The sequence below is a fragment of the Achromobacter marplatensis genome, assembly GCF_002209535.1.
GTDB classification, from domain to species: domain Bacteria; phylum Pseudomonadota; class Gammaproteobacteria; order Burkholderiales; family Burkholderiaceae_B; genus Achromobacter; species Achromobacter marplatensis.
On the sequence record NZ_NJIG01000018.1, the window covers coordinates 1 to 25277 of the forward strand.

Genomic DNA, 25277 nt, shown 5'->3' on the forward strand with positions numbered 1-25277 from the left:
ATGCCAATGGCATTGCCGGGTAGCTAAGTACGGAAGAGATAACCGCTGAAGGCATCTAAGCGGGAAACTCGTCTGAAGATTAGGTATCCCGGGGACTTGATCCCCCTAAAGAGTCGTTCAAGACCAGGACGTTGATAGGTCGGGTGTGGAAGCGCAGTAATGCGTTAAGCTAACCGATACTAATTGCTCGTGAGGCTTGATCCTATAACACTGATGGTTATTGACCTGGTGATATAGCGTTCCAAGTGTCGTTCAATACAAAATCTGGCTGCACCGTCAGCAGCCAGCCAACACCAATTACATCCCCCTGTGCGTGATCATCGAGCTAGTCTCTGATCACCACACGTTGTGTTTCTTCCAAGATTGGAGCAGTTGCCTAAACCGCAGCCGCTCAACCAGTTACGCCTGACGACCATAGCAAGGTGGTACCACTCCTTCCCATCCCGAACAGGACAGTGAAACGCCTTCGCGCCGATGATAGTGGACGGACGTCTGTGAAAGTAGGTCATCGTCAGGCTTTTATTCCGCAAAACCCCACAGGTAATCCTGTGGGGTTTTGTCTTTGGGAAAACGGATTGGCAATACGGCTTAGCAAAACGGCTTAGCCATAAAGAAACCCCCTCGCGGCTGGCGCCGCGAGGGGGTTTTGCGTTGGAGCGGAGGATTCAAGAAGGTGTGCGCGATTAGAGATCCGCGGGGTTTATCAGTGCGGTCAATATATGATCGTGCCAGGCACCGTTGATTTGCAGATATGACCGTGCCTCTCCTTCGCGCTGGAAGCCCAGGCTGGACAGCAGGCGCGCGCTGCGCGCATATTCGGGGCGGTAATTGGCCATGATCCGATGCAGCTTCATGTTCTGGAAGACGTGGGCGATGGCAGCCGTCAACCCTTCCCGCATCAAACCCTGACCTTGCCATTGTTCCGCAATCGAATAGCCCAAATGGCACGCTTGGAATGCACCCCGGACGATATTGCTGAAGTTGCAGACGCCAATGAGCTCGTCGGTATCCGGGATGAACAACAGCAAGTGAAGCGACTCGCCGTTGGCGTTCCGCTGAGCCATCCCTTGCAGCCGTTCGGCGACGGCATAGTGTTCAAAGAAGCCGGCATGGCGCAGCGGTTCCCAGGGCTGCAAATAGTCATGGTTGTCCAGCAGATACGCGCGAACGCTGGCTGCATGGGATACCGCCGCCGGTACCAGGCGTAGCCTCGGCGTGAGAAGCCCGTTGGCGGGAAAAGCGAGGGGAAGGGGAATCACGAAGCTCTGCCTGTCGGAGTGAGGGGAGGCGGGATCACGAAGCCTTGCCTGCCGGGCTTGGATCCTCCGGTCAATGGTCTGGCGAAGCGTCAACTGGCTGGGTCAATCCGGGCCACGCAAGTATTGTTGGCGATCGATGCCGTGGCGTTGAAGCTTGTCGTAGAAGGTCTTGCGGGGGATGCCGAGCGACTCCAGCGTGGCTTTGATGTCGCCTTGATGTGCGGACAGCGCGTCGCGTATGAGCTGCGCTTCGAAGTGCTCCATCCGTTCCGGCAGGCTTTGCGTCGCGTCGTGCACAGGCGGTGTTTCCTGCGAGGGGCTGTTCAACACGCCCAGGACCACGCGTTCAGCGAAGTGTGCGAGTTCCCGCACATTGCCTGGCCAATCGTGCGTCATGACATATTGCTTGATCGACGCGGGCATCTCCGGGATGTCGCGGTGAAAGCGGCGCGATGCATGGCCGAGGTAGTGTGCGAAGAGCAGCGGGATGTCGTCGCGGCGTTCGCGCAGGGGCGGAATGCGGATCGTGACGACATTCAACCGATAAAACAGGTCTTCACGGAATTTGGCGCGGATGGCAGGGCTGCCCAGATCTTCCTTGGTGGCGGCGACGACGCGCAGATCCAGGTTGCGGACGTCATTGCTGCCCAGTGGGGTGATCTGACGCGATTCGAGAACGCGCAGCAGCTTGACCTGCACGGCCAAGGGCATGCTTTCGATTTCGTCCAGGAACAGGGTGCCGCCGCTGGCGTGTTCGATGCGGCCGATACGTTTTTTCTGGGCGCCGGTGAAGGCGCCGGGTTCGTGTCCGAATAATTCGCTTTCGATGACGCTTTCGGGCAAAGCGCCGCAATTGATCGCGACCAGGGCGTGATGCCGACGGCGGCTGAGCCGATGGAGCGCGGTGGCCACGACTTCCTTGCCGGTGCCGGTTTCGCCTTCAACGAGCACGTCGACATCGGCGTCCGCGATATGGCGCAGCGTCTGCTTGATGCGTTGCATGGCGGGCGTAGTGCCGATGAAAGGCACTTCGTCGGCTTCCACTGCAAATGCGGCTTCTCGCAGACGCCGGTTCTCCAGGATCAGACGCCGCTTCTCGGCGGCGTGGGTGATCGCGGTAAGCAGTCGGTCGGGAGGATAGGGCTTGGCCAGGAAGTCGTACGCGCCGTCGCGCATGCATTGAACGGCAGTGGCGATATCGCCATGGCCGGTAATGAGAATGACGGGGAGCTCGGGATCGATATCGCGCAGGCGGTGGAACAGTTGCAGGCCATCGATATCGGGCATGCGGATGTCCGTCACGACGACTCCGTCAAATTCACGGTGCAGATGAGGTAGCGCTGCGCGAGCCGAGCCGTGGGCATCGACTGTCATGCCGTGCAGTTTCAGCGTCTGGACATTTGCCCGTCGCAATTCCTCATCGTCGTCGATGAAGACGACGTGAGGCGGGGTGGGCTGGCGTAGCGATTCCTCCGTGGAGGCGGAAGGGGAGGAAAGCGGAGCAGGGGCGCGAGTCATGGCGTGAGGGCCGGAACGGATGTTCCGGGGGCTGCCTTGCGCAGCGTCAGGGTGAACATGGCCCCCTGTTGAGGACCGTGTGGAGTGGGAAAGCCCGGGTCGGTGGGGTGCGCCGCGCGCAATTCGCCGCCGAATTCATTGACGATGTCGCGGCAAATGACCAATCCCAGGCCCAGGCCTTCCGGTTTGCTGGTTTGAAATGGCGTAAACAGGCGTGCCCGGGCGGCCGGCGACAGGCCGGGGCCGTTGTCGCTGACGTGGACCTGCACCGTTGCGCCCAGGTCTTCAAGCGCGACGACGACGCGTCCGTCCGGCCGGCCTTCCAGCGCTTCGAGCGCGTTTTGAAGCAGGTTGACCAGCACCTGTTCCAACCGTACGCGGTTGGCACGGACAAGGCAGTCTTGGCCATCAAGCGGGCGCTGCAGCGTGACGCCTTGGCGGCGGGCTCGGGGGCCGACCAGCAGCAGGGCTCCGTCCAGCGCTTCCTTCAGGCTGGTGGGCCCCACCGAGGCGCCGGCCTTGCGGGAAAACGCGCGCAGTTCACCGGTGATGTGGCCGATGCGTTCGGTCAACGAGGCGATGGTGCCCAGGTTCTCCTGAACAGAGCCGGCATCTGCGCGGCGAAGGAATTCGGATGCGTTGTCCGCGTAGGCGCGGATGGCAGCGACCGGTTGATTGATCTCGTGCGCGACGCCGGCGGCGACCTGGCCCAGCAGGGCAAGCTTGCTGGCTTGCACGAGTTCATCCTGCATGGTGTGCAGCCGGGCCTCTGTGCGCTGGCGCTCGTCCATCTCGTCCGTCAGTTGCTCATTGACCGCCAGCAACTGGGCGGTGCGTTCGTCCACCAGTGACGCCAGCTGCGCCTGGATGGCGGCCTGCTGTTCCGCGCGTTCGCGTTGGCGGTTCCGTCGGACCAGCACGATACCCAGGGCGGCGGCCAGCAGGCTCAGGGCGAGCAGGGCACCCAATTGCGCGTTGGCGCTTGCCTGGTTCATGGCCGTCTGCACGGGGGTCAGGAGGTGCAACGTCCAGCCCGGCGATTCGACGATGGGTAGCGTCGTGTGCAGCAAAGGCGCGCCCTTGGGCAAGGGCGGCAAGGCGTCATCGGTGCGCACCAGCTGGCCTGTGCTGACCGGTGTGAGCGGCGGCGACAGCGGCAGCGGCCGGAACTGCGCGTCGCCAAACTGCAGGCTGGTGCGCAAGCTCTGCGCCATATCGGGCGCAAGCGGGGTCAGGACATCGAAGCGCCAGCCGGGGATGCTGCCCAGTAGCACCACGCCGTGTTCGTCGGTGACGAAGATTGGCGCACTGGACTGGCGCCAGTCGGACTCCAGGTCGCGGAAATCCACCTTCAGCACGATGACGCCCAATAACGCGCCGTTGGTGTCGTCGATGCGCCGAGACAGGTACAGGCCGGCTTCATGGCTGACCGTGCCCAACGCGAAGTGTTCTGCGAAGCCGCGGCTGACGGAGCCTTGGAAGTAAGGCCGGAACTGGTAGTCCACGCCGACGAAAGTCGCCGGTTCGCGCCAGTTGCTGGCGGCAATCGCAAGGCCTTTTTTGTCCAGCAGGTAGATGGCGGACGCGCCGACGCCACGGCTGAGCGTATCGAGTTTTTCGTCCAGCGATTCGATCTGTGCGGCAGATGCCCCCTGGAGCGCCGCCCGCACGTCGACGTCGCGCGTCAGCACGAAAGGCAGCGCCCTGAATTTGTCCAGGTTGTTGCGGAGCAGGGCGGCATTGATCTGACCGGCGGCGCGTGCTTGCACGGCGGCGGCCTTGACTGCGCCATCGCGCGCCCATTGCGTGGCGACATGCAGCACGCCGAAAACAACGGCGACGGCGATGAGCACCATGACCGTTCGCCCCAGCCACGACCCGTCGCCGGGCGAACGTCGCTGTTGCAGCGGCGCGGCGGCTTGATCCCAGCCTTGGCGGGCGGGCGGTGAGGAGGAAGGGCGAGTCGTCATGGTGTGTGCGGTTTTCCGCACATTCTATCCGGTTTTTGTGTGATTTTCCGCCGAAATGCGTAGCCCAAATGCGATCGAATTGCAGGGAAATGCCGAAATATCAAGGGTTTGGCAGTCAACGCAGGCCGTTCCTAACCCTGGCACGGCTCTTGCATATATCGATGCAAGCCTGGCAGGGAATGCCCGGTGAAATGGGCTTGCGGCGATAACGCAGAGCCAAAAAACAGATAACGCTCCGTCGCCCGCCGCGCTCAGCCGCCCGGGGCAAGGGGCATTGGTGGGGACAAACCCAATGATCGACGTGGATCACGGCGCGCCTGCGCGCAAGCTCAAGTTCTATCAAATCCTCTATGTCCAGGTGGTGTTCGCCATCGTGGTGGGCATTTTGCTGGGCGCGTTCAAGCCTGAACTCGGCCAGCAGATGCAGCCGCTGGGCGACGCCTTCATCAAGCTGGTGAAGATGATCATCGCCCCGGTGATCTTCCTGACCGTGGCATCCGGCATTGCCGCCATGAGCGACCTGAAGAAAGTCGGCCGCGTGGCGGGCAAGGCTATGCTGTATTTCCTGATCTTCTCGACGCTGGCCCTGATCGTGGGCATGTTGGTCAGCCATCTGGTCCAGCCGGGTGCCGGGATGCACATCGACCCCAAGACGCTGGATGAAAAGGCGGTGGCGACCTACGTGGCCAAGGCGCACGATTCGACGATCACCGGTTTCCTGATGAACATCATCCCGACGACGATCTTCAGCCCGTTCGTGGGCGGGGACATCCTTCAGGTCCTGTTCGTGGCGGTGTTGTTCGGCATTGCGCTGGCGATGGTCGGCGAGCGCGGCAAGCCCATCCTGAACTTCATGACGGCTTTGGCCCAGCCGATCTTCAAGCTGGTCGCCATCCTGATGAAGGCGGCCCCGATCGGCGCCTTTGGGGCGATGGCGTTCACTATCGGCAAGTACGGCATCAAGTCGGTCGTGAACCTGGCGATGCTGGTGGGCACGTTCTATGCCACGTCGGTGCTGTTCGTGGTGGTGGTGTTGGGTCTGGTGGCTCGTTACAACGGCTTCTCGATCCTGAAGCTGGTGCGCTACATCCGTGAAGAGCTGCTGCTGGTGCTGGGCACGAGTTCGTCCGAGGCCGCGCTGCCCACCTTGATGCAGAAGATGGAGCGCGCCGGGTGTTCGAAGTCGGTGGTCGGCCTGGTGGTGCCCACGGGGTACTCGTTCAACCTGGACGGCACCAACATCTACATGACGATGGCGGCGCTGTTCATTGCGCAGGCCTGCGATATTCCGTTGTCGCTCGGGGATCAGATCCTGCTGCTGGCGGTGGCGATGCTGAGCTCGAAGGGCGCCGCTGGCGTGACGGGCGCGGGTTTCATCACCTTGGCCGCGACGCTGTCCGTCGTGCCGTCCGTGCCGATCGCCGGGATGACGCTGATCCTTGGCGTGGACCGCTTCATGTCGGAATGCCGCGCGCTGACGAACCTGGTCGGCAATGCGACCGCCGCCGTGGTCGTGGCACGCTGGGAAGGCGAGCTGGATCAGGAACAATTGCATGCAGCGCTTGACGGCCAGGCGCCGGCGCTGCCCGACGCCGTTCCGGCCAGCGACGTCCAGACGCCCTTGAGCCATACGGCGTAAACCGCGGAAACTGCCCTGCAATGAAAAATCCCCCGGGTCGCAAGACCGCGGGGGATTTTTTTTTGATCGTGCGGCGGGGCTCAGGGTGTCTGGATACCCGCTGCCCGCAATAGATTGGCCGTTTCAAACAGCGGCAGGCCCATCACGCCCGTGTAGCTGCCGGAGATATGCGAGATGAAGGTGCCCGCCAGACCCTGGATGCCATAGGCACCGGCCTTGCCAAAGGGTTCTCCGCTGTCGCAGTAGCGGCCGATTTCGTCGTCGCCCAGCTCGCGCATGCGAACCTGCGTGATCGAGACGGCTTCCAGCAGTTGATCGCCCGTCCAGACGGCCACGGCGGTATGCACTTCATGGGCCGCCCCGGACAGGGCACGCAGGATGCGTAGGGCGTCGTCACGGTCGGCCGGTTTGCCCAGCACGGCGCCATCCAGGATAACGGTGGTGTCGGCAGCCAGCAGCGGCAGGTGGGGCAGGGCTTGACTGTTCATCCAGTCGCGCCCGCGCAAGGCTTTGTCGCGCGCGGTGCGTCGGACGTAGTCGGCCGCGCTTTCTCCCGGATGCTGGGGTTCGTCTTCACCCGGAGGCGCCGGTACCCGCAGGACTTCATGGGCCAGGCCGATCTGCGTCAGCAATTCGCGCCGCCGCGGGCTAGCCGAGGCAAGGTAGAGGCGGGCGGGGGATTCGGAGTCGGCTGTCTGAGGCATGCGGGAACAGGATGGGCGCCGGCCCGGCCAGCGGTCAGGCGCGGTGGTAAGGATGGTTGGTCATGATGGCCCAGGCCCGGTAGAGCTGCTCGGCCAGCACCACGCGCACCATGGGGTGCGGCAGCGTCAGGGATGATAGGCGCAGTTGACCGCTGCACGAGGCTTTCAGGTCGGGGTCGAGCCCATCCGGCCCACCGACGAGGAAGGCGACATCCTGTCCGCCTGCCCGCCACTGCTCCAGCTTTTGCGACAAGGCCATCGTGGTCAAGTCGCGGCCGCGTTCGTCCAGCGCCAGCCGCAACGCGCCGGCAGGCAGCGCGGCTTCGATACGTTTGGCTTCCGCCGCCATCATCTGGGCCGGCGTTTTGCCGGTGGTACGGGGTTCGGGCTTGATCTCGCGCAGTTCAAGTGCGCAGTCGGCCGGCAGGCGTTTCGCGTAGTCGGCCCAGGCGGTTTCTACCCAGTCCGGCATCCGCGTGCCCACGGCCGCAACGATCAGTTTCACGGCAGGAACTCAGCTTTCGGCGTCGTCGTAGCCGCTGTCGGTGGGGATCGGCGCCGCACGAGTGGATTCGGGCAGGAGCTTCACGCGCACCGGCTTGCCGCCCCAGATCTCTTCCAGGTTGTAGTACTGGCGGATGGCAGGCTGCATGATGTGCACGACGACGTCGCCCAAGTCGACGACGACCCATTCACCGGTGTCTTCGCCTTCGATGGTGATGCCGGACAAGTCCAGCGCACGGCCGCTGTCAGCCACGCTGGAGGCGAGGGCCCGGGTCTGGCGGTTTGAGGTGGCGCTTGCAATCACGACGCGATCGAACAGGCTCGTCAGATGCGTGGTGTTGTAGACCTTGATGTCTTGCGCCTTGACGTCTTCGAGGGCATCGATGACGGCGCGTTGGAGTTTCGTTATATCCATAGCTGCAAATATAACCCGCGGACGGACGGCGGATGCCGGCTCCGTGGCGCTTTGGGCGCCCGGCGGGTGTGGGTTTATCGGTAAAGCTTGTGCGCCGCAATATAAGCGGCGACAGCGGGGGGCAGCAGGCCATCGGTGGATTCGCCGGCAGCCAGGCGCCGGCGGATCTCGGAGGCGGACACTGCCATGGGGGCAAAAGGCAGTTCTTCCAGGCTGTGTCCCTGTTCGCCCAGCCAGGCGGCCAGTTCGGCCGGGGGCGTCAACGGGGTGCCGGGGCGGGTGGCCACCGCCAGGTCAACCAGGCTGGCGATGTCGCGCCAGTTGCGCCAGGTGCAGAAATTGGCCAACTGGTCGGCGCCCAGCAGCCAGACATAGCGCGCGTCCTGCGGCAGGGCGCGCAGGGTGTCGATGGTGTAAGTCGCGCCGCCGCGTTCGATTTCAATGGGATTGACGACCAGGCCGTCATGGCCGGCGATCGCCAGGTCCAGCATGGCGCAACGCTGTTGGCCGGTGGCGTGCAGGGCCGCGCGCTGCCAGGGGTTGGCGGCGGGGATCAGTTCGACTGCCGCCAGGCCCAGGGTTTGCAGGGCGTTTTTCGCCAAGGCGAGATGCGCGACGTGGACGGGGTCGAAGCTGCCGCCCAGGAGACCGATGCGTTTCAAACCCAGTCCCGCGGCGTCAGGTAGGCGGCGAGCTCGGCTTCGGGGGTACCCGCTTCCGGCTGCCAGTCGTAACGCCACTGCGCAAGCGGGGGCATGGACAGCAGGATCGATTCCGTGCGGCCGCCCGATTGCAGCCCGAACAGCGTGCCGCGGTCGAAGACCAGGTTGAATTCGACATAGCGGCCACGGCGATACGCCTGGAAGTCGCGCTCGCGCTCGGAATAGGGCAGTTCGCGCCGTCGTTCGACGATGGGCAGATAGCTGGGCAGGAAGGCGTCGCCGACCGAGCGCGTCAGGGCGAACGAGGCGTCAAACCCCGGCGCATTCAGGTCGTCGAAGAAAATGCCGCCGATGCCGCGGGTTTCGTTGCGGTGCTTGAGGAAGAAATATTCGTCGCACCAGCGTTTGTAGCGCGGGTAGTACTCGGCCCCATGCGCCGCCAGCGCATCCCGGCAGACCGTGTGGAAGTGCCGGGCGTCTTCTTCGAAAGGGTAGTAAGGCGTCAGGTCGATGCCGCCGCCGAACCAGAACACGTCGGATTCCGTGTGGCCGGGACGGGCCGCGGCCATGAACATCCGCACGTTCATGTGCGTGGTGGGCACATACGGGTTGCGCGGGTGCAGCACCATCGACACGCCCATGGCCTCCCAACTGCGCCCGGCAAGCTCGGGGCGGTGGGCGCTGGCCGACCGGGGCAGCTTCGTGCCCTTGACGTGGCTGAACAGCACGCCCGCCCGTTCGAACAGCTTGCCGCCTTCAAGCAGGCGCGACAGGCCGCCGCCGCCTTCAGGCCGGACCCATTCATCGGCGCGGAAGGCGCCGCCTTCCGCTGCTTCCAGGGCGTCGACGATGCGGGCCTGTAAGCCGGTGAGGTAGTCGCGGACCGAGGCGACGGGCAAGGCGTTCATCTATCGCTTTCCCTTCAGGCGTGGGACTTGGGTTTTTGCTGCGACGGCTTGAGCGCGCGCCAGCCGATGTCGCTGCGGTATTGGCGGCCATCGAAATGGATGCCGTCGATGGCTTCGTACACGCGGTCGCGCGCCATCTTGACCGAGTCGCCCAGGGCCGTGACGCACAGTACGCGGCCGCCGGTGGTCTTGGTTTCGTCGCCGTCGAGTTCCGTGGCGGCGTGGAAGACCATGCAGTCTTCGGCGTCGGCGGGCAGGCCGCGGATGACGTCGCCGGTACGCGGGGTGTTGGGGTAGTTGTGCGAAGCCAGCACCACGCCAAGCGCCGTGCGGCGGTCCCAGACGATGTCGGCCTGGTTCAGCGTGCCTTCCACGGCGTGCTCAAGGGCATCCAGCAGGTCGCTCTTGACGCGCATCATGATGGGCTGCGTTTCCGGGTCGCCCATGCGGCAGTTGAACTCCAGGGTCTTGATGGCGCGGTCGGGATCATCGCCGGGGGCGATCATCAGGCCGGCGTACAGGAAGCCCGTGTAGGGAATGCCGTCGCGCGTCATGCCTTGCACCGTCGGCAGGATGATTTCGCGCATGATGCGGTGGTGGAGTTCCGGCGTGACCACGGGGGCGGGCGAATACGCGCCCATGCCGCCCGTGTTGGGGCCTTGGTCGCCATCCTGCAGGCGTTTGTGGTCCTGGCTGGTGGCCAGCGCCAGCACGTTGCGGCCGTCGCACATGACGATGAAGCTGGCCTCTTCGCCCACCAGGCATTCTTCGATGACGACGCGCGCGCCGGCGGCGCCCATGGAGCCGTCGCCCAGCATGGCGTCGACGGCGGCGTGGGCTTCTTCCAGCGTGGTGGCGACAACGACACCCTTGCCGGCGGCCAGGCCGTCGGCCTTGATCACGATCGGGGCGCCTTCCTTGTCGATATAGGCGTGGGCCAGGGCCGGATCGGTGAAGGTCTCGTAGCGGGCGGTCGGGATGTTGTGCCGGACCATGAAGGCCTTGGCGTAGTCCTTCGAGCTTTCCAGCTGCGCAGCGGCCTTGGTGGGGCCGAAGATCTTCAGGCCACGGGCGCGGAACACGTCCACGACACCCGCGGCCAGCGGCGCTTCGGGGCCGACGACCGTCAGGGCGATCCCTTCGCGCTGGACGAAATCAGCCAATTCCTCGGCATTGGTGAGCGCGATGTTTTCCATCTGCTCGGCCCGTTGCGTGCCGCCGTTGCCCGGAGCGACGTACACCTTGTGTACGCGCGGGGAGCGGGCCAGCCGCCAGGCGAGGGCATGTTCGCGGCCGCCCGAGCCAATTACCAGGAGTTTCATGTTGCGTGAGTCTGAAGGTTGCCACTGGCGCGCGGGCGGCAAGGGCCGCCCGTGCGTCAACAGGGTGGGATTTACTGCGCTTCGTCGAAAATGACGGTCGTATAGACTTCCTGCACGTCGTCCAGGCCTTCCAGGGCGTCGAGCAGTTTCTGCATCTTGATGGCGTCTTCGCCAGCCAGTTCGGTTTCGTTCAGGGCCTTCATGACGATGCCGTCGACTTCGGCCTTCAGGCCCGCGTCGTCAAACGCCTTGCGTACGGCGGCGTAGTCGGCCGGCGCGCAAACGACTTCGATCACGCCTTCCTCGTCGGTCAGGACGTCTTCGGCGCCAGCTTCCAGCGCGGCTTCCATGACCTTGTCTTCCGGCGTGCCGGGGGCAAACACGAATTGGCCGCAGTGCTTGAACATGAAGGCCACCGAGCCTTCCTGGCCCAGGTTGCCGCCGTTCTTGGCGAAGGCGTGGCGGACTTCCGCCACGGTACGGGTGCGGTTGTCGGTCATGCAATCGACGATGACGGCCGCGCCGCCGATGCCGTAGCCTTCGTAGCGGACTTCCTCGTAGGCGTCGCCGTCGGCACCGCCGGCGCCACGCTGGATGGCGCGCTGGATGTTGTCCTTGGGCATGTTGGCGTCGGTCGCCTTGTCCCAGGCCATGCGCAAGCGCGGGTTGCTGTCCGGGTCGGGGCCGCCGGCGCGCGCCGCCACGGTGATTTCACGAATGATCTTGGTCCACAGCTTGCCGCGCTTGGCGTCTTGACGCCCTTTACGGTGCTGAATATTGGCCCATTTGCTGTGTCCGGCCATGGCTTCCCAGGAGAAATTGTCTGCAAAAATGGCATTTTACCGTGCCGGCGGCCCGCGCGCCCGGCGGGCAGGCGCCTGTGTCCTTATTGCCACGCGCACAAGCCGGGCGGCAGGCTCTACACTTGGGCATCCCCTCTGATTCCCTGGTCCGGAGCGCTGCACATGCCCAACCCCATCGTCATTGCCAAAAATGCACAGGCCGAGTTGGCGCTGCTGCCCGCCCTGGCCAACCGGCATGGATGCATCACCGGCGCCACCGGCACCGGCAAGACCGTCACCCTGCAGGTGCTGGCCGAATCCTTTTCCCGCATCGGCACGCCGGTCTTCATGGCCGACGTCAAGGGCGACCTGACCGGTATTTCCCAGGCGGGCGCGGCCAGCCCGAAGCTGTCCGAACGCTTGAAGAGCCTGGGCCTGGCCGAACCGGCCTGGGGCGCGAGCCCGGTGACGCTGTGGGACGTCTTTGGCGAGCAAGGGCTGCCTGTGCGGGCCACCATTACCGATATGGGGCCGCTGCTGCTGTCGCGCATCCTGGAACTGAACGACACGCAGGAAGGGGTGCTGACCCTGGTGTTCAAGGTCGCAGATGACGAAGGGCAGTTGCTGCTGGACTTGAAAGACCTGCGGGCCATGCTCCAGAACGTGGCCGACCGCTCGGCCGAGCTCAAGACCCGCTACGGCAACGTGTCGTCGGCCAGCGTCGGAGCCATCCAGCGCGGGCTGTTGGCGCTGGAGTCCCAGGGCGCCGAGAAATTCTTCGGCGAACCGATGCTGGACGTGGCCGATCTGATGCGCACGAACGCCCAGGGCCACGGCATGGTCAACGTGCTGGCGGCCGACAAACTGATGCAGGCGCCGCGCCTGTACGCCATTTTCCTGCTGTGGCTGCTGGCTGACCTGTACGAAAAGCTGCCGGAAGTGGGCGACATGGACCAGCCCAAGCTGGTGTTCTTCTTCGACGAGGCGCACCTGCTGTTCAACGATGCGCCGCCGGCGCTGCTGAACAAGATCGAGCAGGTCGTGCGCCTGGTTCGGTCCAAGGGCGTGGGCGTTTATTTCGTGACACAAAACCCGTTGGACATCCCCGATACCGTCCTTGGCCAGTTGGGCAACCGCGTTCAGCATGCCTTGCGGGCGTTCACGCCGCGCGACCAGAAAGCCGTCAAGACGGCGGCGCAGACGATGCGCCCCAATCCGGGGCTGGATATCGAAGCGGCCATTACCGAACTGGGCGTGGGCGAGGCCCTGGTGTCGTTACTCGACGCAAAAGGCCGGCCTATGCCCACCGAGCGCGCCTTCATCGTGCCACCGGCCAGCCGGATCGGTCCGGCGACGGATGCCGAGCGCCAGGCGCTGCGCCAGGGCAGCCCGCTGGCGGCCAAATACGAAAAGGCCATCGACCGCGAATCCGCCTACGAAGTCCTGGCCGGCCGCGCGGCGGCGCCGGCCGATCAGGTGCAGACCAAGGGCGCGCCGGCCAAGCCGGCTGCGGGTGCCGAGCCACCGGCCGAGGCGTCGGGGGGCGGCCTGATGGACAGCCTGAACGACGTGCTGTTCGGGTCGACCGGTCCGCGGGGCGGCAAGCGCGACGGCGTTGTCCAGACCATGGCCAAAAGCACGGTCCGATCGATTGCCCGGGAGCTGACGCGGGGCATATTGGGATCCTTGCTGGGATCGAAGAGCCGGCGCTGAAACCGCCTCGCCGTTAGTCGAAAATGGCGACACCACCGTTTTGTAACGGGGGGTGTTGCGGCGCGCCCGTTTATGCCTATGATTCTGGGCGGTCTATCAAAGGAAAACTAAGGAAACGTGGTGGCTAAGAAACACAAGATTGCGGTAATTCCAGGAGACGGGATTGGCAAAGAGGTCGTGCCTGAAGGCTTGAAAGTGCTGGATGCCGTTGCGGCGCGCTTCGGCATTGATTTCCAGTGGGATCATTTCGACTGGAGCTGCGACTATTACGCCACGCACGGCAAGATGATGCCGGACGACTGGAAGGCGCAGATCGGCCAGCACGAAGCGATATTCTTCGGTTCCATCGGTTGGCCCGCCACGGTGCCGGATCACGAAGCGCTGTGGGGTTCGCTGTTCAAATTCCGTCGCGAATTTGATCAATACATCAATTTGCGCCCAGTTCGCCTGATGCCAGGCGTGCCGTCCCCGTTGGCGGACCGCAAGCCTGGCGACATCGATTTCTTCATCGTTCGCGAGAACACCGAAGGCGAATACTCCAACAGCGGCGGCCGCCTCTTCGAGGGGACCGAACGCGAAGTCGTCATCCAGGAAAGCGTGTTCACGCGCATCGGCGCCGACCGCGTGCTGAAATTCGCCTTCGAACTGGCCCAGAAGCGTGGCAAGCACCTGACCGCCGCTACCAAGTCCAACGGCATTTCGATTTCGATGCCGTGGTGGGACGAGCGCGTGGCCGACATGGCCGGGAACTATCCGGACGTGCGGTGGGACAAATATCACATAGACATCCTGTGTGCGCATTTCGTGCAACATCCTGATTGGTTCGATGTGGTGGTGGCTTCCAACCTGTTCGGCGACATCCTTTCCGACCTGGGGCCGGCGTGCACGGGAACAATTGGCATCGCCCCGTCGGCGAACCTGAATCCGGAGCGCAAATTCCCGTCGCTGTTCGAGCCGGTGCACGGTTCGGCGCCCGACATCTACGGCAAGGGCATCGCCAACCCGATCGGGCAGATCTGGAGTGGCGCCTTGATGCTTGATTTCCTGGGGTACCCCGAGGCGTCGGCCGCGGTGGTGAAAGCGATCGAATCGGTCTTGGCTGACGGTCCGCGCACCCGGGACATGAAGGGCAATGCTTCGACTGTCGAAGTCGGCGACGCGATCGCGTCGCTGATTTCCGCCGGTTAGGCTTGTTCAGGTACGGCCAGCCAGGCTAGTTGATGGAAAACTCGATCATTCCCCTGCCCGCCACCCCACCTGTGGGGGGCGGGCGGGCCGACCGCTTTGTGCGCAAGCTGTTTCGCCTGCTGCGTTCGCGCACGCAACGGCATAACCAGCATCTGTGGCCGTTCGTGCGCATCTGGCGGGACCGGTCGGGGGTGATTTGCGGTTTCCGCGCCTTTGGCCGGTCGCTTCCCATCACGCCGCTGGCGCATGGCTACGACCCCGCCGATGAGACGGTGCATTTGATCCTGAGCGGCCCGTCGGTTGCTCAGATTCCCTACGACCAGTTGGACATCCGTGTCGCGATGGGGGTGAATGGCGCGATTGCGCTTGCGCGCAAGTTCGACCTGCCGTTCAAGTATTACTGCATCATCGACCAGAACTTCGTGCGGGATCGCATCGAGCTGGTGCGCGAAATCGTCGGGCGCGACCTGACGCTGTACGTGTTCCCCGAAGTCCTGCGCTACATCATGCAAGGCATTCCGCAGGACGAGATCCGCTGCCGGATCTGCATCATCGAATTGATTTCCGAGCGGGCCTATCAGCGCAGCGCTGCGCCCGCGATGCTCAAGCGGATCGCTGCGGCAACGCCTGACGTGCAATTACTGGATGCGAAGCAAGGCATGGGTTACAGCTTCGATGCGTCGCTCGGCGTATTCGACGCCGACACGGTGGCCTACGCCGCGCTGCAGGTACTGGTGTCTGGCGGCGCCCGCCAGGTGTATGTGCACGGCCTGGACCTGACCGTTCAGCACGGCCTGCGTTTCTATGACGAGGGCGCGCAGCCCCAGTCCAGCCGCCTGGCGCGCAAGTTCGCGAATCTGATTGAGCCCTCGTTCCGGTTTGCGGCCGCCCAGTGGCGGGCCCGGGGAGTGTCGGTATTCAACCTGTCGCCGGTCAGCGCCTTGTCGGCCGACATCATCGAACGCAAGGACTGGCAGGTTCTGCTGAAAGAAGAACCGGCCATGCAAAAGGGCGCCTGAGAAGGCGCCCTTTTTTTCGGCCATGCGCGGTCAGTGCGCGCCGGCCGCCGCTTCGGCCGCGCCGCCGCCGCCGGCCTTGGTGGAGCGGGGGCGCGCGAACCAGACCAACCCCGTCAGCATCAGGAAGATGATCGCGGAGGCGTAGAACACGTCCACGGCGGACATGGTGAACGCCTGCGCATTGATCAATCCGTCCACCATGGTCAGGGCCTGCTGGTGCGACATGCCCAACCCGTTCTGCAAGGAATTCAGCGTCTGGTCGAACGCCTGCTGGCCGGGCTTGGCGATTTCGGTCAGCTGCGAGTGGTGCATGGTGGCGCGGTTTTCCCACAGCGTGGTGGCGATCGAGGTGCCGAACGCGCCGGCCGTCAGGCGCAGGAAGTTCGACAGCCCCGAGGCCGCGGGGATGCGCCACGGTTCAATGCTGGACAGCGTGATCGAGGTCAGCGGCACGAAGAATGCCGCCATCGCCGCGCCCTGGATGATGGTCGGAATCATCAGGGTGCGCACGTCGGTCTGGGTATTGAAGCCCGAACGCATGAAGCAGACCAGTGCGAAGATCAGGAAGGCCACCGTCACGATCTGGCGCGGATCCCGCGTTGCCAACATCTTGCCCACCAGCGGCGTCAGCAGGATGGCCAGCAGGCCCACCGGCGCCGTCACCAAGCCGGCGTAGGTCGCGGTGTACCCCATATTGCTTTGCAGCCACAGGGGCAGCAGCACGACGTTGCCAAAGAAGACGCCGTACGCCACCGCCAGCGTCAGGGCGCCGACCGTGAAGTTGCGGATCTTGAACAGGCGCAGGTCCACGACGGGGTGGGCGTCGGTCAGTTCCCAGATCAGGAAGAAGACGAAGGCCACGAAGGCGGTCGCAGCCAGCGCGATGATGGTCGGGCTGGCAAACCAGTCCAGTTCCTTGCCTTTGTCCAGCATGATCTGCAAGGCGCCGACCCAGACGACCAGCAGCACCAGGCCCAGCTTGTCGATGGGCAGCTTGCGCGTCAGGGATTCGCGGTTGCCATAGATGCGCCAGCTGATCCAGGCCGCGAGCAGGCCGACTGGCACGTTGATGTAGAAGATCCAGGGCCACGTGTAGTTGTCCGAGATCCAGCCGCCCAACAGTGGCCCGGCAACGGGCGCGACCAGCGTAGTCATGGACCACACCGCCAGCGCCATGCCCGCCTTGGACTTGGGGAAGCTGGCCAGCATCAGCGTCTGCGACAGCGGAATCATCGGGCCGGCCACCGCGCCTTGCAGGACGCGGAAGGCGATCAGGGCCTCAAGCGACGGCGAAAAGCCGCACAGCCAAGACGCCAGCACGAACAGCAGCGTTGAAATCAGGAACAGCCGTACCTGGCCGAAGCGCTGCGTCAGCCAGCCGGTCAAGGGCACGGTGATGGCGTTGGCGACGGCGAACGACGTGATGACCCAGGTGCCCTGGCTGGAACTCACGCCCAGGTCGCCCGAGATGGTGGGGATGGACACGTTCGCGATCGAGGTGTCCAGCACGTTCATGAAGACCGCGGTGGACAGGGCGATCGACCCGATGATGCGGGTCGCGCCTTCCAGCGGGGGGTAGGTGCCTGCCGGCAGGACCGGCGGCACGTCGGGCGCGCCAGCGCCCGCGGGCTGGGCGGTCGTGCTCATGATGCCAGGTTGTCCTGGATGATTTTGGTGATCATGGTGTCGACTTCATCGTGCGCGGGTTCGAAGGCGCGGGTCGACCAGGCCGGTTCCTTGCGGGAGGCTTGCGTCAGCGGCTCGCCTTCCTGCTTGCCCACATCGACTTCTACGTCCATGGACAGGCCGACGCGCAGCGGATGCGTCTTCAGGTCTTCGGGGTCCAGCGTGATGCGCACGGGCACGCGCTGCACCACCTTGATCCAGTTGCCGGTGGCGTTCTGCGCGGGCAGCAGGGCGAAGGCGCTGCCGGTACCGGCATCCAGGCCCGAGATCTTGCCGTGGTACGTCACCGCGCTGCCGTACAGGTCGGCCACCATCTTGACCGGCTGGCCGATGCGCATCTTGCGCAGCTGGCCTTCCTTGAAGTTGGCTTCCACCCAGACCTGATCCAGCGGAACCACCGTCATCAGCGCATTGCCGGGGGCGACGCGCTGGCCGACTTGCGCGCTGCGGCGGGCGATGACGCCGCTGACAGGCGCCGGCAGCACCGTGCGGGACTGCGCCAGCCAGGCATTGCGCAGACCGGCCGCGGCCTGAAGCACGTCGGGATGGTTGGCAACCGTCGTGCCCTGCGTCAAGGCCTGGTTGGTGGCCAGCTTGGCGCGCGATGCGGCCAGCGAGGCGCGGGCTTGCGCCAGGCCGGACTGGGCGGACTTCAGGGCGGCCTCGGCGTGCAGGATTTCTTCACCGCTGACGCCGCCGGACTTGGCCAGTTGCTGGCGGCGAGTGACGTCGCTTTGCGCGCGGGTCAGTTCGGCCTGGGCGCGCATGATGTCGGCGTTGCGCAGATCGACGTCGGCGGCCAGCGCATCATTTTGCACGTAGTAGATGCGGACCTGGCGAACCATCTGCGCCAGTTTGGCCTGAGCCTGTTGCAGGGCCACGTCGGTGTCGGCAGGGTCCAGGCGCAACAGCGGCTGGCCGGCAACGACGGTCTCGGTGTCATCGGCTTCGATGGCGATGACCGTGCCGGGCACTTGCGGCGTGATCTGCACCAGGTTGCCGTGCACGTAGGCGTCGTCGGTGCTTTCGAAGTGGGCGCCGAACAGGGCCCACCAGATACCGTAGGCGACGGCGATAAGAATGAAGACGCCGGTGGCCAGCAACAGCAGGCGTTTACGGGCGGGGTTGGTGTTGGGGGTGGCAGCGTTCATGACGTCTGAATCCGGGGATCGTTCAATGAATGGGGTTCGTGGCGGGGGCGGACGGTGCCTGGGCGGCAGGCGCGGCGCCTGGCTCGGTCCCTGGGGCATAGCCGCCGCCCAGCGCGTTGGCCAGATTGGCATCCAGCTGATACGCGCGGATGCGCAGGTCGGTGTCCATGCGGGCTTGCGTCAGCACGCCGGTTTGCGCGATGAGCACGGTGATGTAGTTGCCCAGGCCGGCCTTGTAGCGGTTCACCGCCAGGTCATAGGCGGCTTCGATCGCTTCGCGGGCCTGGCGTTGTTGCGCCCGTTCCTGATCCAGCAGGCGCAAACCGTCCAGCGCATCGGCCACTTGGTGCACGGCGTCCAGCACGGACTGGTTGTAGTCCGAGACGGCCAGATCGGCGTCGGCGCGGCGGCCCGCCAGGTTGGCGTTCAATTCGCCGCCGTGGAAGATGGGCAGCGTGATGGCCGGACCGAAGCCGGCGGTGCGCGCAGCGGCGCCCAGCAGGTTGCCAGTTCCCAAGGCCTGGAAGCCGGCGAAGGCGGTCAGGTTGACGTTGGGGTAGAACTCGGCCTTTGCGGTATCGATGGCGCTGCGGGCGGCCTCGGCGCGCCAGCGGGACGCGACGACGTCGGGGCGGTGGCCCAGCAGATCCAGCGGGATTTGGGCCGGCACGACCCCTGCGGGGGCGGTCAAGTCGACAGCCACGAGCGATTGGCCGCGTTGCGGGCCCGCGCCGGTCAGCGCGGCGACCTGGTTGCGCAGCTGTGCCAGCGTGGTTTCGGTCTGGGTCAATTCCACGCGGCCGGCGGCCAGCGACGATTCCGCCTGCTTCACTTCCACCTGGGTGTCCAGGCCGGCGGTGTAGCGGCCCTGCGTCAGGGACAGCACGTCGGCGCGTTGCGCGATCACGCGCTTGAGCACGTCGCGCTGCGCAAAGGCATTCTGCAGGTTCAGATAGGCGCGGACCGTGGCGCTGGCCAGCATATTGCGGGCGGCTTGCGCGTCGGCGACGGCCGCTTCGCGGTCGGATACGGCCGACTTCAGGCGCGACCGGTTCTTGCCCCAGAAGTCCAGCTCATAGCTGAAGTCCAGCGCCAGCCGGTTGTCGCTGACGACGGAGCCGCCCAGCGGGGCCGGGTAGATGTAGTCCGACGAGAGGTGTTCGCGGGTCAGCGAGTAATCGGCATCCACGCGGGGCATCAGTGGAGCGCGGGCCGTGCTGACGGCGGCATTGGCTTTGGCCAGGCGGGCTTGCGCGGCGCTCATCGACGGGCTGTTGGCCAGCGCTTCGTCCATGAGGGCATTGAGTTGGGTGTCGCCGTAGCGCTGCCACCATTGCGTGTTGGGCCAGGCCGTATCTTGGCCGCCGGTCAGTCCCAGCTTGGCTGCATCCAGCGCCGCAACGGGCTCGGGCCCGGGTTCCATCAGTGCGCAACCGCTCAGGGCCAGCACCAATACGGTAGAAAGAAGGCGTTTCATCCTGACTGTTTGCTGAAAGTAATTGATTAATCTGTATTTGCCTAGGCAAATATTATGCCAAATAAAACCCCAGGTGAATGGGGTGGGGCGCGCAGGGGGAGAGCGCCGTCAGCGTTCAGGCGCGGCGCTGGAGGCGGAGCCGTTGGCGATCATGCGGCGCATGAAATGCATCAACTGAGTGACTTCGTCCGCCGAAAAACCCCGCAGGTGATGGTTCAGCGAACGGGCGATATTCTGGGGGATTTCGCGGGCCTTGGCCTCGCCCAATTCCGTGAGTTCGATCTTGACGACGCGGCGGTCAGTCTGGCTGCGCGTGCGGCGCAGCAGGCCTTTGGCTTCCAGGCGGTCTAGCGCGCGGGTCATGGCGCCGGTGTCCATGTCGTTTAACCGCGCCAGTTCGGCGGGGGTATCGGCACGGCCCAGGAACACCATGGCGAGCGGTCGCCATTGCATGGCGGTCAGGCCCAGCGGGGCCATTTCCTGGTCCAGCATCCGGGTCAGGGAATGATAGGCAAGCTTGATCAGGTAGCCGGCGTTGTCTTCCACCATGCAGCGGTTGTCGTTGCGGTAGTGGGTAGGAGTATCTGACGACGGCGGGGGAGTTTCGGCATTCATGCGCCGAATTTTACTGCCTAGTCAGTTATTGTCAAGGCTGTGTTTTTGGGGCCGGACCGGCTTCCGTGGCCGCGCTCTTGCGTAGGCCCGACCAGACGATGGCCGCCACGATCAGGGCGGCGCCCGCGATCATGCGCGGCGTGGGCTCCTGGCTGAAGAGCGCCCACGCGAAGGCGATGGCGTAGACGGGTTCCAGGGCGATCACCAGGCCGGCGGTCCGCGCATTCAGGCGGGTCAGGCTGGAGACGAACAGATAGTGCGACAGCCCCGTGCAGAAAATGCCCAGCAAGGCCAGCCAGAACCAATCCACGGCGGGCAAGGCGGGCAACTGGCCCACGGCGAACGGCACCATGACCAGCGCCACCACCACGTTCTGCCAGCAGGCCACCTGCATCGGGTCCATGCCGGAGGCCGACCGGCGGTTGCTCAGGGCCAGCAGGGCGAAGGTCAGGCCGGACAGCAGCCCCCACGCCAGGCCGATCGTGCCCTGGTCGGCGAAGTCGAAAGACGGCGTGACCAGGACCAGGCCGGCGGTAACCAGCCCCAGCAGCATCCACTCGGCCGCCCGGATGCGCTCCCGGAAGATCAGGCCTTCGAACAGCGTGATGAAGGCAGGAAAGCTGGCGAAGCCCAGCGTGGCGATGGCGATGCCGCCGACCTTGACCGAAATGAAGAAGGTGACCCAGTGCGTGGCCAGCAGCGCGCCGGCGATCACCAGCACGAACAGCTGCGCAGGCGTCAGGACGCCCAGCAGGGGCTTGCGACGCATGCGGGCAAACACGCCCAGCGAAATCACCGCGAAGATCGCCCGCCCCAGCGTGATGACGGCGGCGCTGGCCTGGATCAACTCCCCGAAGACGCCGGTCAGGCCGAATAGCACGGCGGCAATATGGATTTGGGTCAGAGCGCGTTGTCGGGTCATGCGTAGGGGAATTTGATGCCAAAAAGCATAGATGGGCGTGCAAATCGCTTTGCACTGAATCTAAAATCATCGCATGAATCGTCTTGCCAAGTTTTTGCCGCCTTCCTACCTGTCCGGCCGCGCGGCCGGAATCCTCATGGCGACGCTTGGCGCGGTGCTGTTTTCGGCCAAGGCGATCGTCGTCAAATTCACCTACCGCTACGGCATCGACGCGGTCACCCTCATCGCCTTCCGCATGCTGTTCGCCATGCCGTTCTTCGCGGCCGTGGCCTGGCATCAGTCGCGCCGCGCCGCCCGCGGCGAAATCGTGGTCATGACGGCCAAGGAGCGTGTGCAGGTCATCGTGCTGGGTCTGCTGGGCTACTACCTGTCCAGCTTCCTGGATTTCCTGGGCCTGCGCTATATCACCGCCAGCCTCGAGCGCCTGATCCTCTTCCTGTCGCCCTCGCTCGTGGTGCTGCTGTCGGCGTTCTGGTTCAAGCGGCCGGTCGAGCGCCGGCAGTGGCTCGCCATGGTGCTGTCCTATGCGGGCGTGGTGCTGGTGTTCGCCCACGACCTGTCCTTTGGCGGCGGTGGCGAGGTGCTGTTAGGGTCTTTGTTCGTTTTTGGCTCGGCGGCAAGCTATTCTGTCTACCTGATTTGTTCTGGCGAACTGATCAAGCGGGTCGGCCCGACGCGCCTGGTGGCCTATGCCATGCTGGTGTCGTGCGTGGCCTGCATCATCCAGTTTTTCGTGATTCATCCGCCGTCGATGCTGATTCAACCGGCCGGGGTCTACGGATATTCCGTGATCCATGCCACGCTGAACACGGTGGTGCCGGTCTTCATGCTGATGTGGGCGGTGTCGCTGATTGGCGCGCCCACGGCGTCGCTGCTGGGCATGGTGGGGCCGGTGTCGGTGCTGTTCCTGGCGTCGTGGTTCCTGAATGAGCCCATCACCGTATGGCAGATGGCAGGGACCGCGTTGGTGCTGGCCGGTGTACTCGCCCTGATGGGCGTTGGCGCCGGCAAGCAGGCGTCCGCCACGCCGCGCGAGGCTCGCCCGCCGCGCTGAAGTCTGGTTTTCCCGGTTACACCCCATTTATTTCCCATGAAAGGAGGCCAGCATGGCCAGCAATCTCGTCAAGGCAATTCGTATCGAGCAGCACGGTGGTCCCGAAGTCCTGAAGCTGGTCGAGGTGGAAGTCCTGCCGCCCGCCGCCAATGAAGTCACGATCGAACAGCACGCCGCCGGCCTGAATTTCATCGATATCTATTTCCGCACGGGCTTGTATCCGCATCCGCTGCCGCACGGCTTGGGCTTTGAAGCCGCCGGCGTGGTCACCGCCGTGGGCGCAGACGTCAAGCATCTGAAGAAGGGTGACCGCGTCGCCTACGGCCAAAGCCCCATCGGTGCCTACGCCAAAGCGCGCAACGTGCCGGCCAACCAGGTCGTCAAGGTGCCCAAGGGCATCGGTTTCGACGAAGCCGCCGCGCTGATGCTCAAGGGCCTGACGGTGCAGTACCTGTTCCGCCAGACCTATCGCCTGCAAGGCGGCGAAACCATTCTGTTCCACGCGGCCGCCGGCGGCGTGGGCCTGATCGCTTGCCAATGGGCCAAGGCCCTGGGCGTGAAGCTGATCGGCACGGTCTCCAGCCCGGAAAAGGCGGAACTGGCCCGCGCCAACGGCGCCTGGGAAACCATCGACTACTCGCGCGAGAACGTCGCGGAACGCGTGCTGGAACTGACCGGCGGCAAGAAGGTGCCGGTGGTGTATGACGGCGTGGGCAAGGACACCTGGGAAACCTCGCTGGACTGCATCGAGCCGCGCGGGCTGATGGTCAGCTTCGGCAATGCCTCCGGCCCCGTCGCCGGCGTCAACCTGGCCGTGCTGAACCAGAAGGGCAGCCTGTACGTCACGCGTCCGTCGCTGGGCGTGCATGTGAACACGCTGGAAAAGCTGCAAGCCGCATCCGAAGAGGTGTTCGACCTGGTGCTGAAGAAGAAGATCAAGGTCCGTATCGACCAGCGCTACAGCCTGGAGCAAGTGGGCGAAGCGCAAACCGCGCTGGCCTCGCGCAAGACCACGGGCGCCACGGTGCTGATGCTGGACTGATCGGCGATATCCGCCGCGCGGGCTCCCTGGCGAGCCTGCAATGGGCCAGGTCGACCGCCAAAGCGCGGTTGGCCTGGCCTTTTTCATGCAAGGTCCGCGTGCGCAGAATGACAAATCCCCATGCACGGCCCGACAAGCCAGCCGGAAATGCCGTTGCTATTCTGGCTCCCACACTTTTCGTTGGAGCTTCAGATGTCTTTCCCAAGCGATTCGACCGCCGGCCCGGCAGGGGGCGACCGCCCGGAATTGGGCGCGATCAGGGAATTCATGCTGATCGACGGCAAGCCGGTGCATGAAGGGCAGGGCAAGCCGATTCCCGTCTACGACCCGGCCACGGGCCAGGTCATCGCGCATCAGCCGGATGCCGGCCCCGCGCAGGTGGACCTGGCGGTCCAGGCCGCGCGCCGCGCCTTTGCCTCCGGGCCCTGGCACGACATGCTGCCCGCAGGCCGTGAACGTCTGCTGCTGAAGCTGGCAGACCTGCTGGAGCAGCACGGCACCGAACTGGCCCGGCTGGAAACGTTGAACAACGGCAAGCTCCTGGGTATCGCCCAAGGGCTGGAAGTGGGCGCGGGCGCCCAGTGGCTGCGCTACATGGCCGGTTGGGCCACCAAGATCACGGGCGACACCCTGTCCTTGTCGATCCCCTTTCCGTCCGGCGTCCAATACAGCGCCTACACCCTGGCGCAGCCCGTCGGCGTGGTGGGCGCGATCATCCCGTGGAACTTCCCGCTGCTGATGGCGGTGTGGAAAATCGCGCCGGCGTTGGCCGTCGGCTGCACCGTCGTGCTCAAACCCGCCGAGGAAACGCCCCTGACCGCCTTGCGCCTGGCCGAACTGGCGCTGGAAGCCGGCTTTCCGCCCGGCGTGGTCAACGTGATCACGGGGCGCGGCGAAACCGCCGGCGCCGCGCTGGTGGCGCATCCCGGCATCGACAAGATCGCGTTCACCGGCTCTACCGAGGTCGGCAAGCTGATCGGGCGGGCCGCGATGGACGACATGAAGCGTGTGTCGCTGGAATTGGGCGGCAAGTCGCCCGTGATCGTGCTGGACGATTGCGACGTCGACCGCGCCGTCCAGGGCGCCGCCGCGGCCATCTTCTTCAACCAGGGTCAAGTCTGCACGGCCGGGTCGCGCCTGTATGTGCAGCAGGGCCTGTACGCCAAAGTCGTGCAGGGGTTGGCAGATGTGGCAGCCAGCCTGACGCTGGGCTCCGGTTTTGACGCGGCCACGCAGATCGGGCCGCTGATCTCGGCCCGGCATCAACAGCGCGTCATGGATTACATCGGTATCGGCCGGGCCGAAGGAGGTCGCGTGCTGGCGGGCGGCGCCGCCGGTGACGGGGCGGGCTATTTCGTGCAGCCCACCGTCTTTACCGACGTGCGGCAAGACGCCCGCATCGCACAGGAAGAGATCTTCGGTCCCGTCGTCGTGGCGCAGCCGTTCGACACGCTGGATGACGCCGTGCGGCTGGCCAACGACAGCGCCTTCGGCCTGGGCGCCAGCCTCTGGAGCAATGACCTGTCGCGCGTGCAGCGCCTGATCCCGCGCATCGACGCGGGCACGGTGTGGGTCAACACCCACAACATGCTGGATCCCAACATGCCGTTTGGCGGATTCAAGCAATCCGGCATCGGCCGCGAACACGGCCGTGCCGTGATCGAGATGTACCTGGAGAAGAAGTCCGTCTGCATCGCGTACTAGAACGTAGCGGCGCGTTGGCCAAG

At 64.8% G+C, this 25277-nt stretch carries 22 protein-coding genes and 2 rRNA genes; 9 read left to right on the plus strand and 15 right to left on the minus strand.

All coding sequences use genetic code 11. The features are described from left to right. Together CEY09_RS26570 and rrf are read left to right on the plus strand one after the other, a co-directional pair. A 23S ribosomal RNA gene (locus CEY09_RS26570) occupies positions 1–204 on the plus strand; the annotation flags it as partial. A 200-nt stretch (positions 205–404) separates the two neighbouring features. After that, positions 405–517, plus strand: a 5S ribosomal RNA gene (gene rrf / locus CEY09_RS26575). Positions 518–683: 166 nt separating this feature from the next. Here rrf and CEY09_RS26580 read toward each other — a convergent pair. From CEY09_RS26580 to CEY09_RS26590, 3 genes are all read right to left on the minus strand, one after another. Further along, positions 684–1259, minus strand: a complete 576-nt coding sequence (locus CEY09_RS26580) for a GNAT family N-acetyltransferase (RefSeq protein WP_088590913.1) — start codon at positions 1257–1259, stop codon at positions 684–686. 102 nt (positions 1260–1361) lie between these two features. Beyond that, positions 1362–2777 carry a sigma-54-dependent transcriptional regulator gene (locus CEY09_RS26585; RefSeq protein ID WP_088590914.1) on the minus strand — a complete coding sequence of 472 codons (1416 nt, stop codon included), beginning with the start codon at positions 2775–2777 and terminating at the stop codon, positions 1362–1364. After that, positions 2774–4633 (minus strand): sensor histidine kinase, encoded by a 1860-nt coding sequence (locus CEY09_RS26590; protein WP_088590915.1) that lies wholly within the window; start codon positions 4631–4633, stop codon positions 2774–2776. Before CEY09_RS26590 ends, CEY09_RS26585 begins: the two co-directional genes overlap by 4 nt. Before the next feature lie 406 nt (positions 4634–5039). On the opposite strand from CEY09_RS26590, the gene CEY09_RS26595 reads away from it, so the two are divergent. Then, positions 5040–6386 carry a dicarboxylate/amino acid:cation symporter gene (locus CEY09_RS26595; RefSeq protein WP_088590916.1) on the plus strand — a complete coding sequence of 449 codons (1347 nt, stop codon included), beginning with the start codon at positions 5040–5042 and terminating at the stop codon, positions 6384–6386. Between the two features lie 80 nt (positions 6387–6466). Here the strand turns inward: CEY09_RS26595 and CEY09_RS26600 are convergent, their stop codons facing one another. The 7 genes from CEY09_RS26600 to CEY09_RS26630 all read right to left on the minus strand — a co-directional run bounded on the left by CEY09_RS26600 (position 6467) and on the right by CEY09_RS26630 (position 11704). Continuing rightward, positions 6467–7090: a Maf family protein gene (locus CEY09_RS26600; protein ID WP_088590917.1), complete on the minus strand. Its 624-nt coding sequence runs from the start codon at positions 7088–7090 to the stop codon at positions 6467–6469. 34 nt (positions 7091–7124) lie between these two features. Beyond that, positions 7125–7595: a 23S rRNA (pseudouridine(1915)-N(3))-methyltransferase RlmH gene (gene rlmH, locus CEY09_RS26605; RefSeq protein ID WP_006227569.1), complete on the minus strand. Its 471-nt coding sequence runs from the start codon at positions 7593–7595 to the stop codon at positions 7125–7127. A 9-nt stretch (positions 7596–7604) separates the two neighbouring features. Next, positions 7605–8009 (minus strand): ribosome silencing factor, encoded by a 405-nt coding sequence (gene rsfS / locus CEY09_RS26610; RefSeq protein ID WP_006227568.1) that lies wholly within the window; start codon positions 8007–8009, stop codon positions 7605–7607. Positions 8010–8083: 74 nt separating this feature from the next. After that, entirely contained in the window at positions 8084–8671 is a 588-nt protein-coding gene (gene nadD, locus CEY09_RS26615) for a nicotinate (nicotinamide) nucleotide adenylyltransferase (RefSeq protein WP_088590918.1), read from the minus strand. Next, positions 8668–9579 (minus strand): oxygen-dependent coproporphyrinogen oxidase, encoded by a 912-nt coding sequence (gene hemF, locus CEY09_RS26620; RefSeq protein ID WP_088590919.1) that lies wholly within the window; start codon positions 9577–9579, stop codon positions 8668–8670. Before hemF ends, nadD begins: the two co-directional genes overlap by 4 nt. 14 nt (positions 9580–9593) lie before the next feature. Then, a complete protein-coding gene (gene purD / locus CEY09_RS26625) occupies positions 9594–10901 on the minus strand; it encodes a phosphoribosylamine--glycine ligase (protein WP_006227565.1) in 1308 nt (435 codons plus the stop codon). Between the two features lie 71 nt (positions 10902–10972). Continuing rightward, the gene (locus CEY09_RS26630; protein WP_006227564.1) at positions 10973–11704 is read right to left on the minus strand and encodes a YebC/PmpR family DNA-binding transcriptional regulator; all 732 of its coding nucleotides are present in this window, start codon (positions 11702–11704) and stop codon (positions 10973–10975) included. A 162-nt stretch (positions 11705–11866) separates the two neighbouring features. Between CEY09_RS26630 and CEY09_RS26635 the strand changes: the two genes are divergently transcribed. From CEY09_RS26635 to CEY09_RS26645, 3 genes are all read left to right on the plus strand, one after another. Beyond that, positions 11867–13396, plus strand: a complete 1530-nt coding sequence (locus CEY09_RS26635) for a helicase HerA-like C-terminal domain-containing protein (protein ID WP_167390169.1) — start codon at positions 11867–11869, stop codon at positions 13394–13396. A gap of 120 nt (positions 13397–13516) precedes the next feature. Next, positions 13517–14584 carry a tartrate dehydrogenase gene (locus CEY09_RS26640; RefSeq protein ID WP_006227562.1) on the plus strand — a complete coding sequence of 356 codons (1068 nt, stop codon included), beginning with the start codon at positions 13517–13519 and terminating at the stop codon, positions 14582–14584. A gap of 32 nt (positions 14585–14616) precedes the next feature. Further along, the gene (locus CEY09_RS26645) at positions 14617–15603 is read left to right on the plus strand and encodes a hypothetical protein (protein WP_088590920.1); all 987 of its coding nucleotides are present in this window, start codon (positions 14617–14619) and stop codon (positions 15601–15603) included. A 30-nt stretch (positions 15604–15633) separates the two neighbouring features. Here the strand turns inward: CEY09_RS26645 and CEY09_RS26650 are convergent, their stop codons facing one another. From CEY09_RS26650 to CEY09_RS26670, 5 genes are all read right to left on the minus strand, one after another. Then, a complete protein-coding gene (locus tag CEY09_RS26650; RefSeq protein ID WP_234818413.1) occupies positions 15634–17250 on the minus strand; it encodes a DHA2 family efflux MFS transporter permease subunit in 1617 nt (538 codons plus the stop codon). Next, positions 17247–18440, minus strand: a complete 1194-nt coding sequence (locus CEY09_RS26655) for an HlyD/EmrA/EmrK family protein (protein ID WP_088590921.1) — start codon at positions 18438–18440, stop codon at positions 17247–17249. Before CEY09_RS26655 ends, CEY09_RS26650 begins: the two co-directional genes overlap by 4 nt. A gap of 22 nt (positions 18441–18462) precedes the next feature. Then, positions 18463–19917: an efflux transporter outer membrane subunit gene (locus CEY09_RS26660; RefSeq protein WP_088590922.1), complete on the minus strand. Its 1455-nt coding sequence runs from the start codon at positions 19915–19917 to the stop codon at positions 18463–18465. A gap of 108 nt (positions 19918–20025) precedes the next feature. Next, entirely contained in the window at positions 20026–20532 is a 507-nt protein-coding gene (locus CEY09_RS26665) for a MarR family winged helix-turn-helix transcriptional regulator (protein WP_088590923.1), read from the minus strand. A 31-nt stretch (positions 20533–20563) separates the two neighbouring features. Then, on the minus strand, positions 20564–21454 hold the full coding sequence (locus CEY09_RS26670) for a DMT family transporter (protein WP_088590924.1): 891 nt from the start codon (positions 21452–21454) through the stop codon (positions 20564–20566). A 73-nt stretch (positions 21455–21527) separates the two neighbouring features. Here CEY09_RS26670 and CEY09_RS26675 point away from each other — a divergent pair, with 73 nt between their 5' ends. From CEY09_RS26675 to styD, 3 genes are all read left to right on the plus strand, one after another. Beyond that, positions 21528–22508 carry a DMT family transporter gene (locus CEY09_RS26675; protein ID WP_088590925.1) on the plus strand — a complete coding sequence of 327 codons (981 nt, stop codon included), beginning with the start codon at positions 21528–21530 and terminating at the stop codon, positions 22506–22508. A gap of 52 nt (positions 22509–22560) precedes the next feature. After that, complete coding sequence (locus CEY09_RS26680) at positions 22561–23550, plus strand: quinone oxidoreductase family protein (protein WP_006227552.1); 990 nt, start codon at positions 22561–22563, stop codon at positions 23548–23550. Between the two features lie 192 nt (positions 23551–23742). Further along, positions 23743–25254, plus strand: a complete 1512-nt coding sequence (gene styD, locus CEY09_RS26685) for a phenylacetaldehyde dehydrogenase StyD (protein WP_088590926.1) — start codon at positions 23743–23745, stop codon at positions 25252–25254. Positions 25255–25277 lie beyond the last annotated feature (23 nt).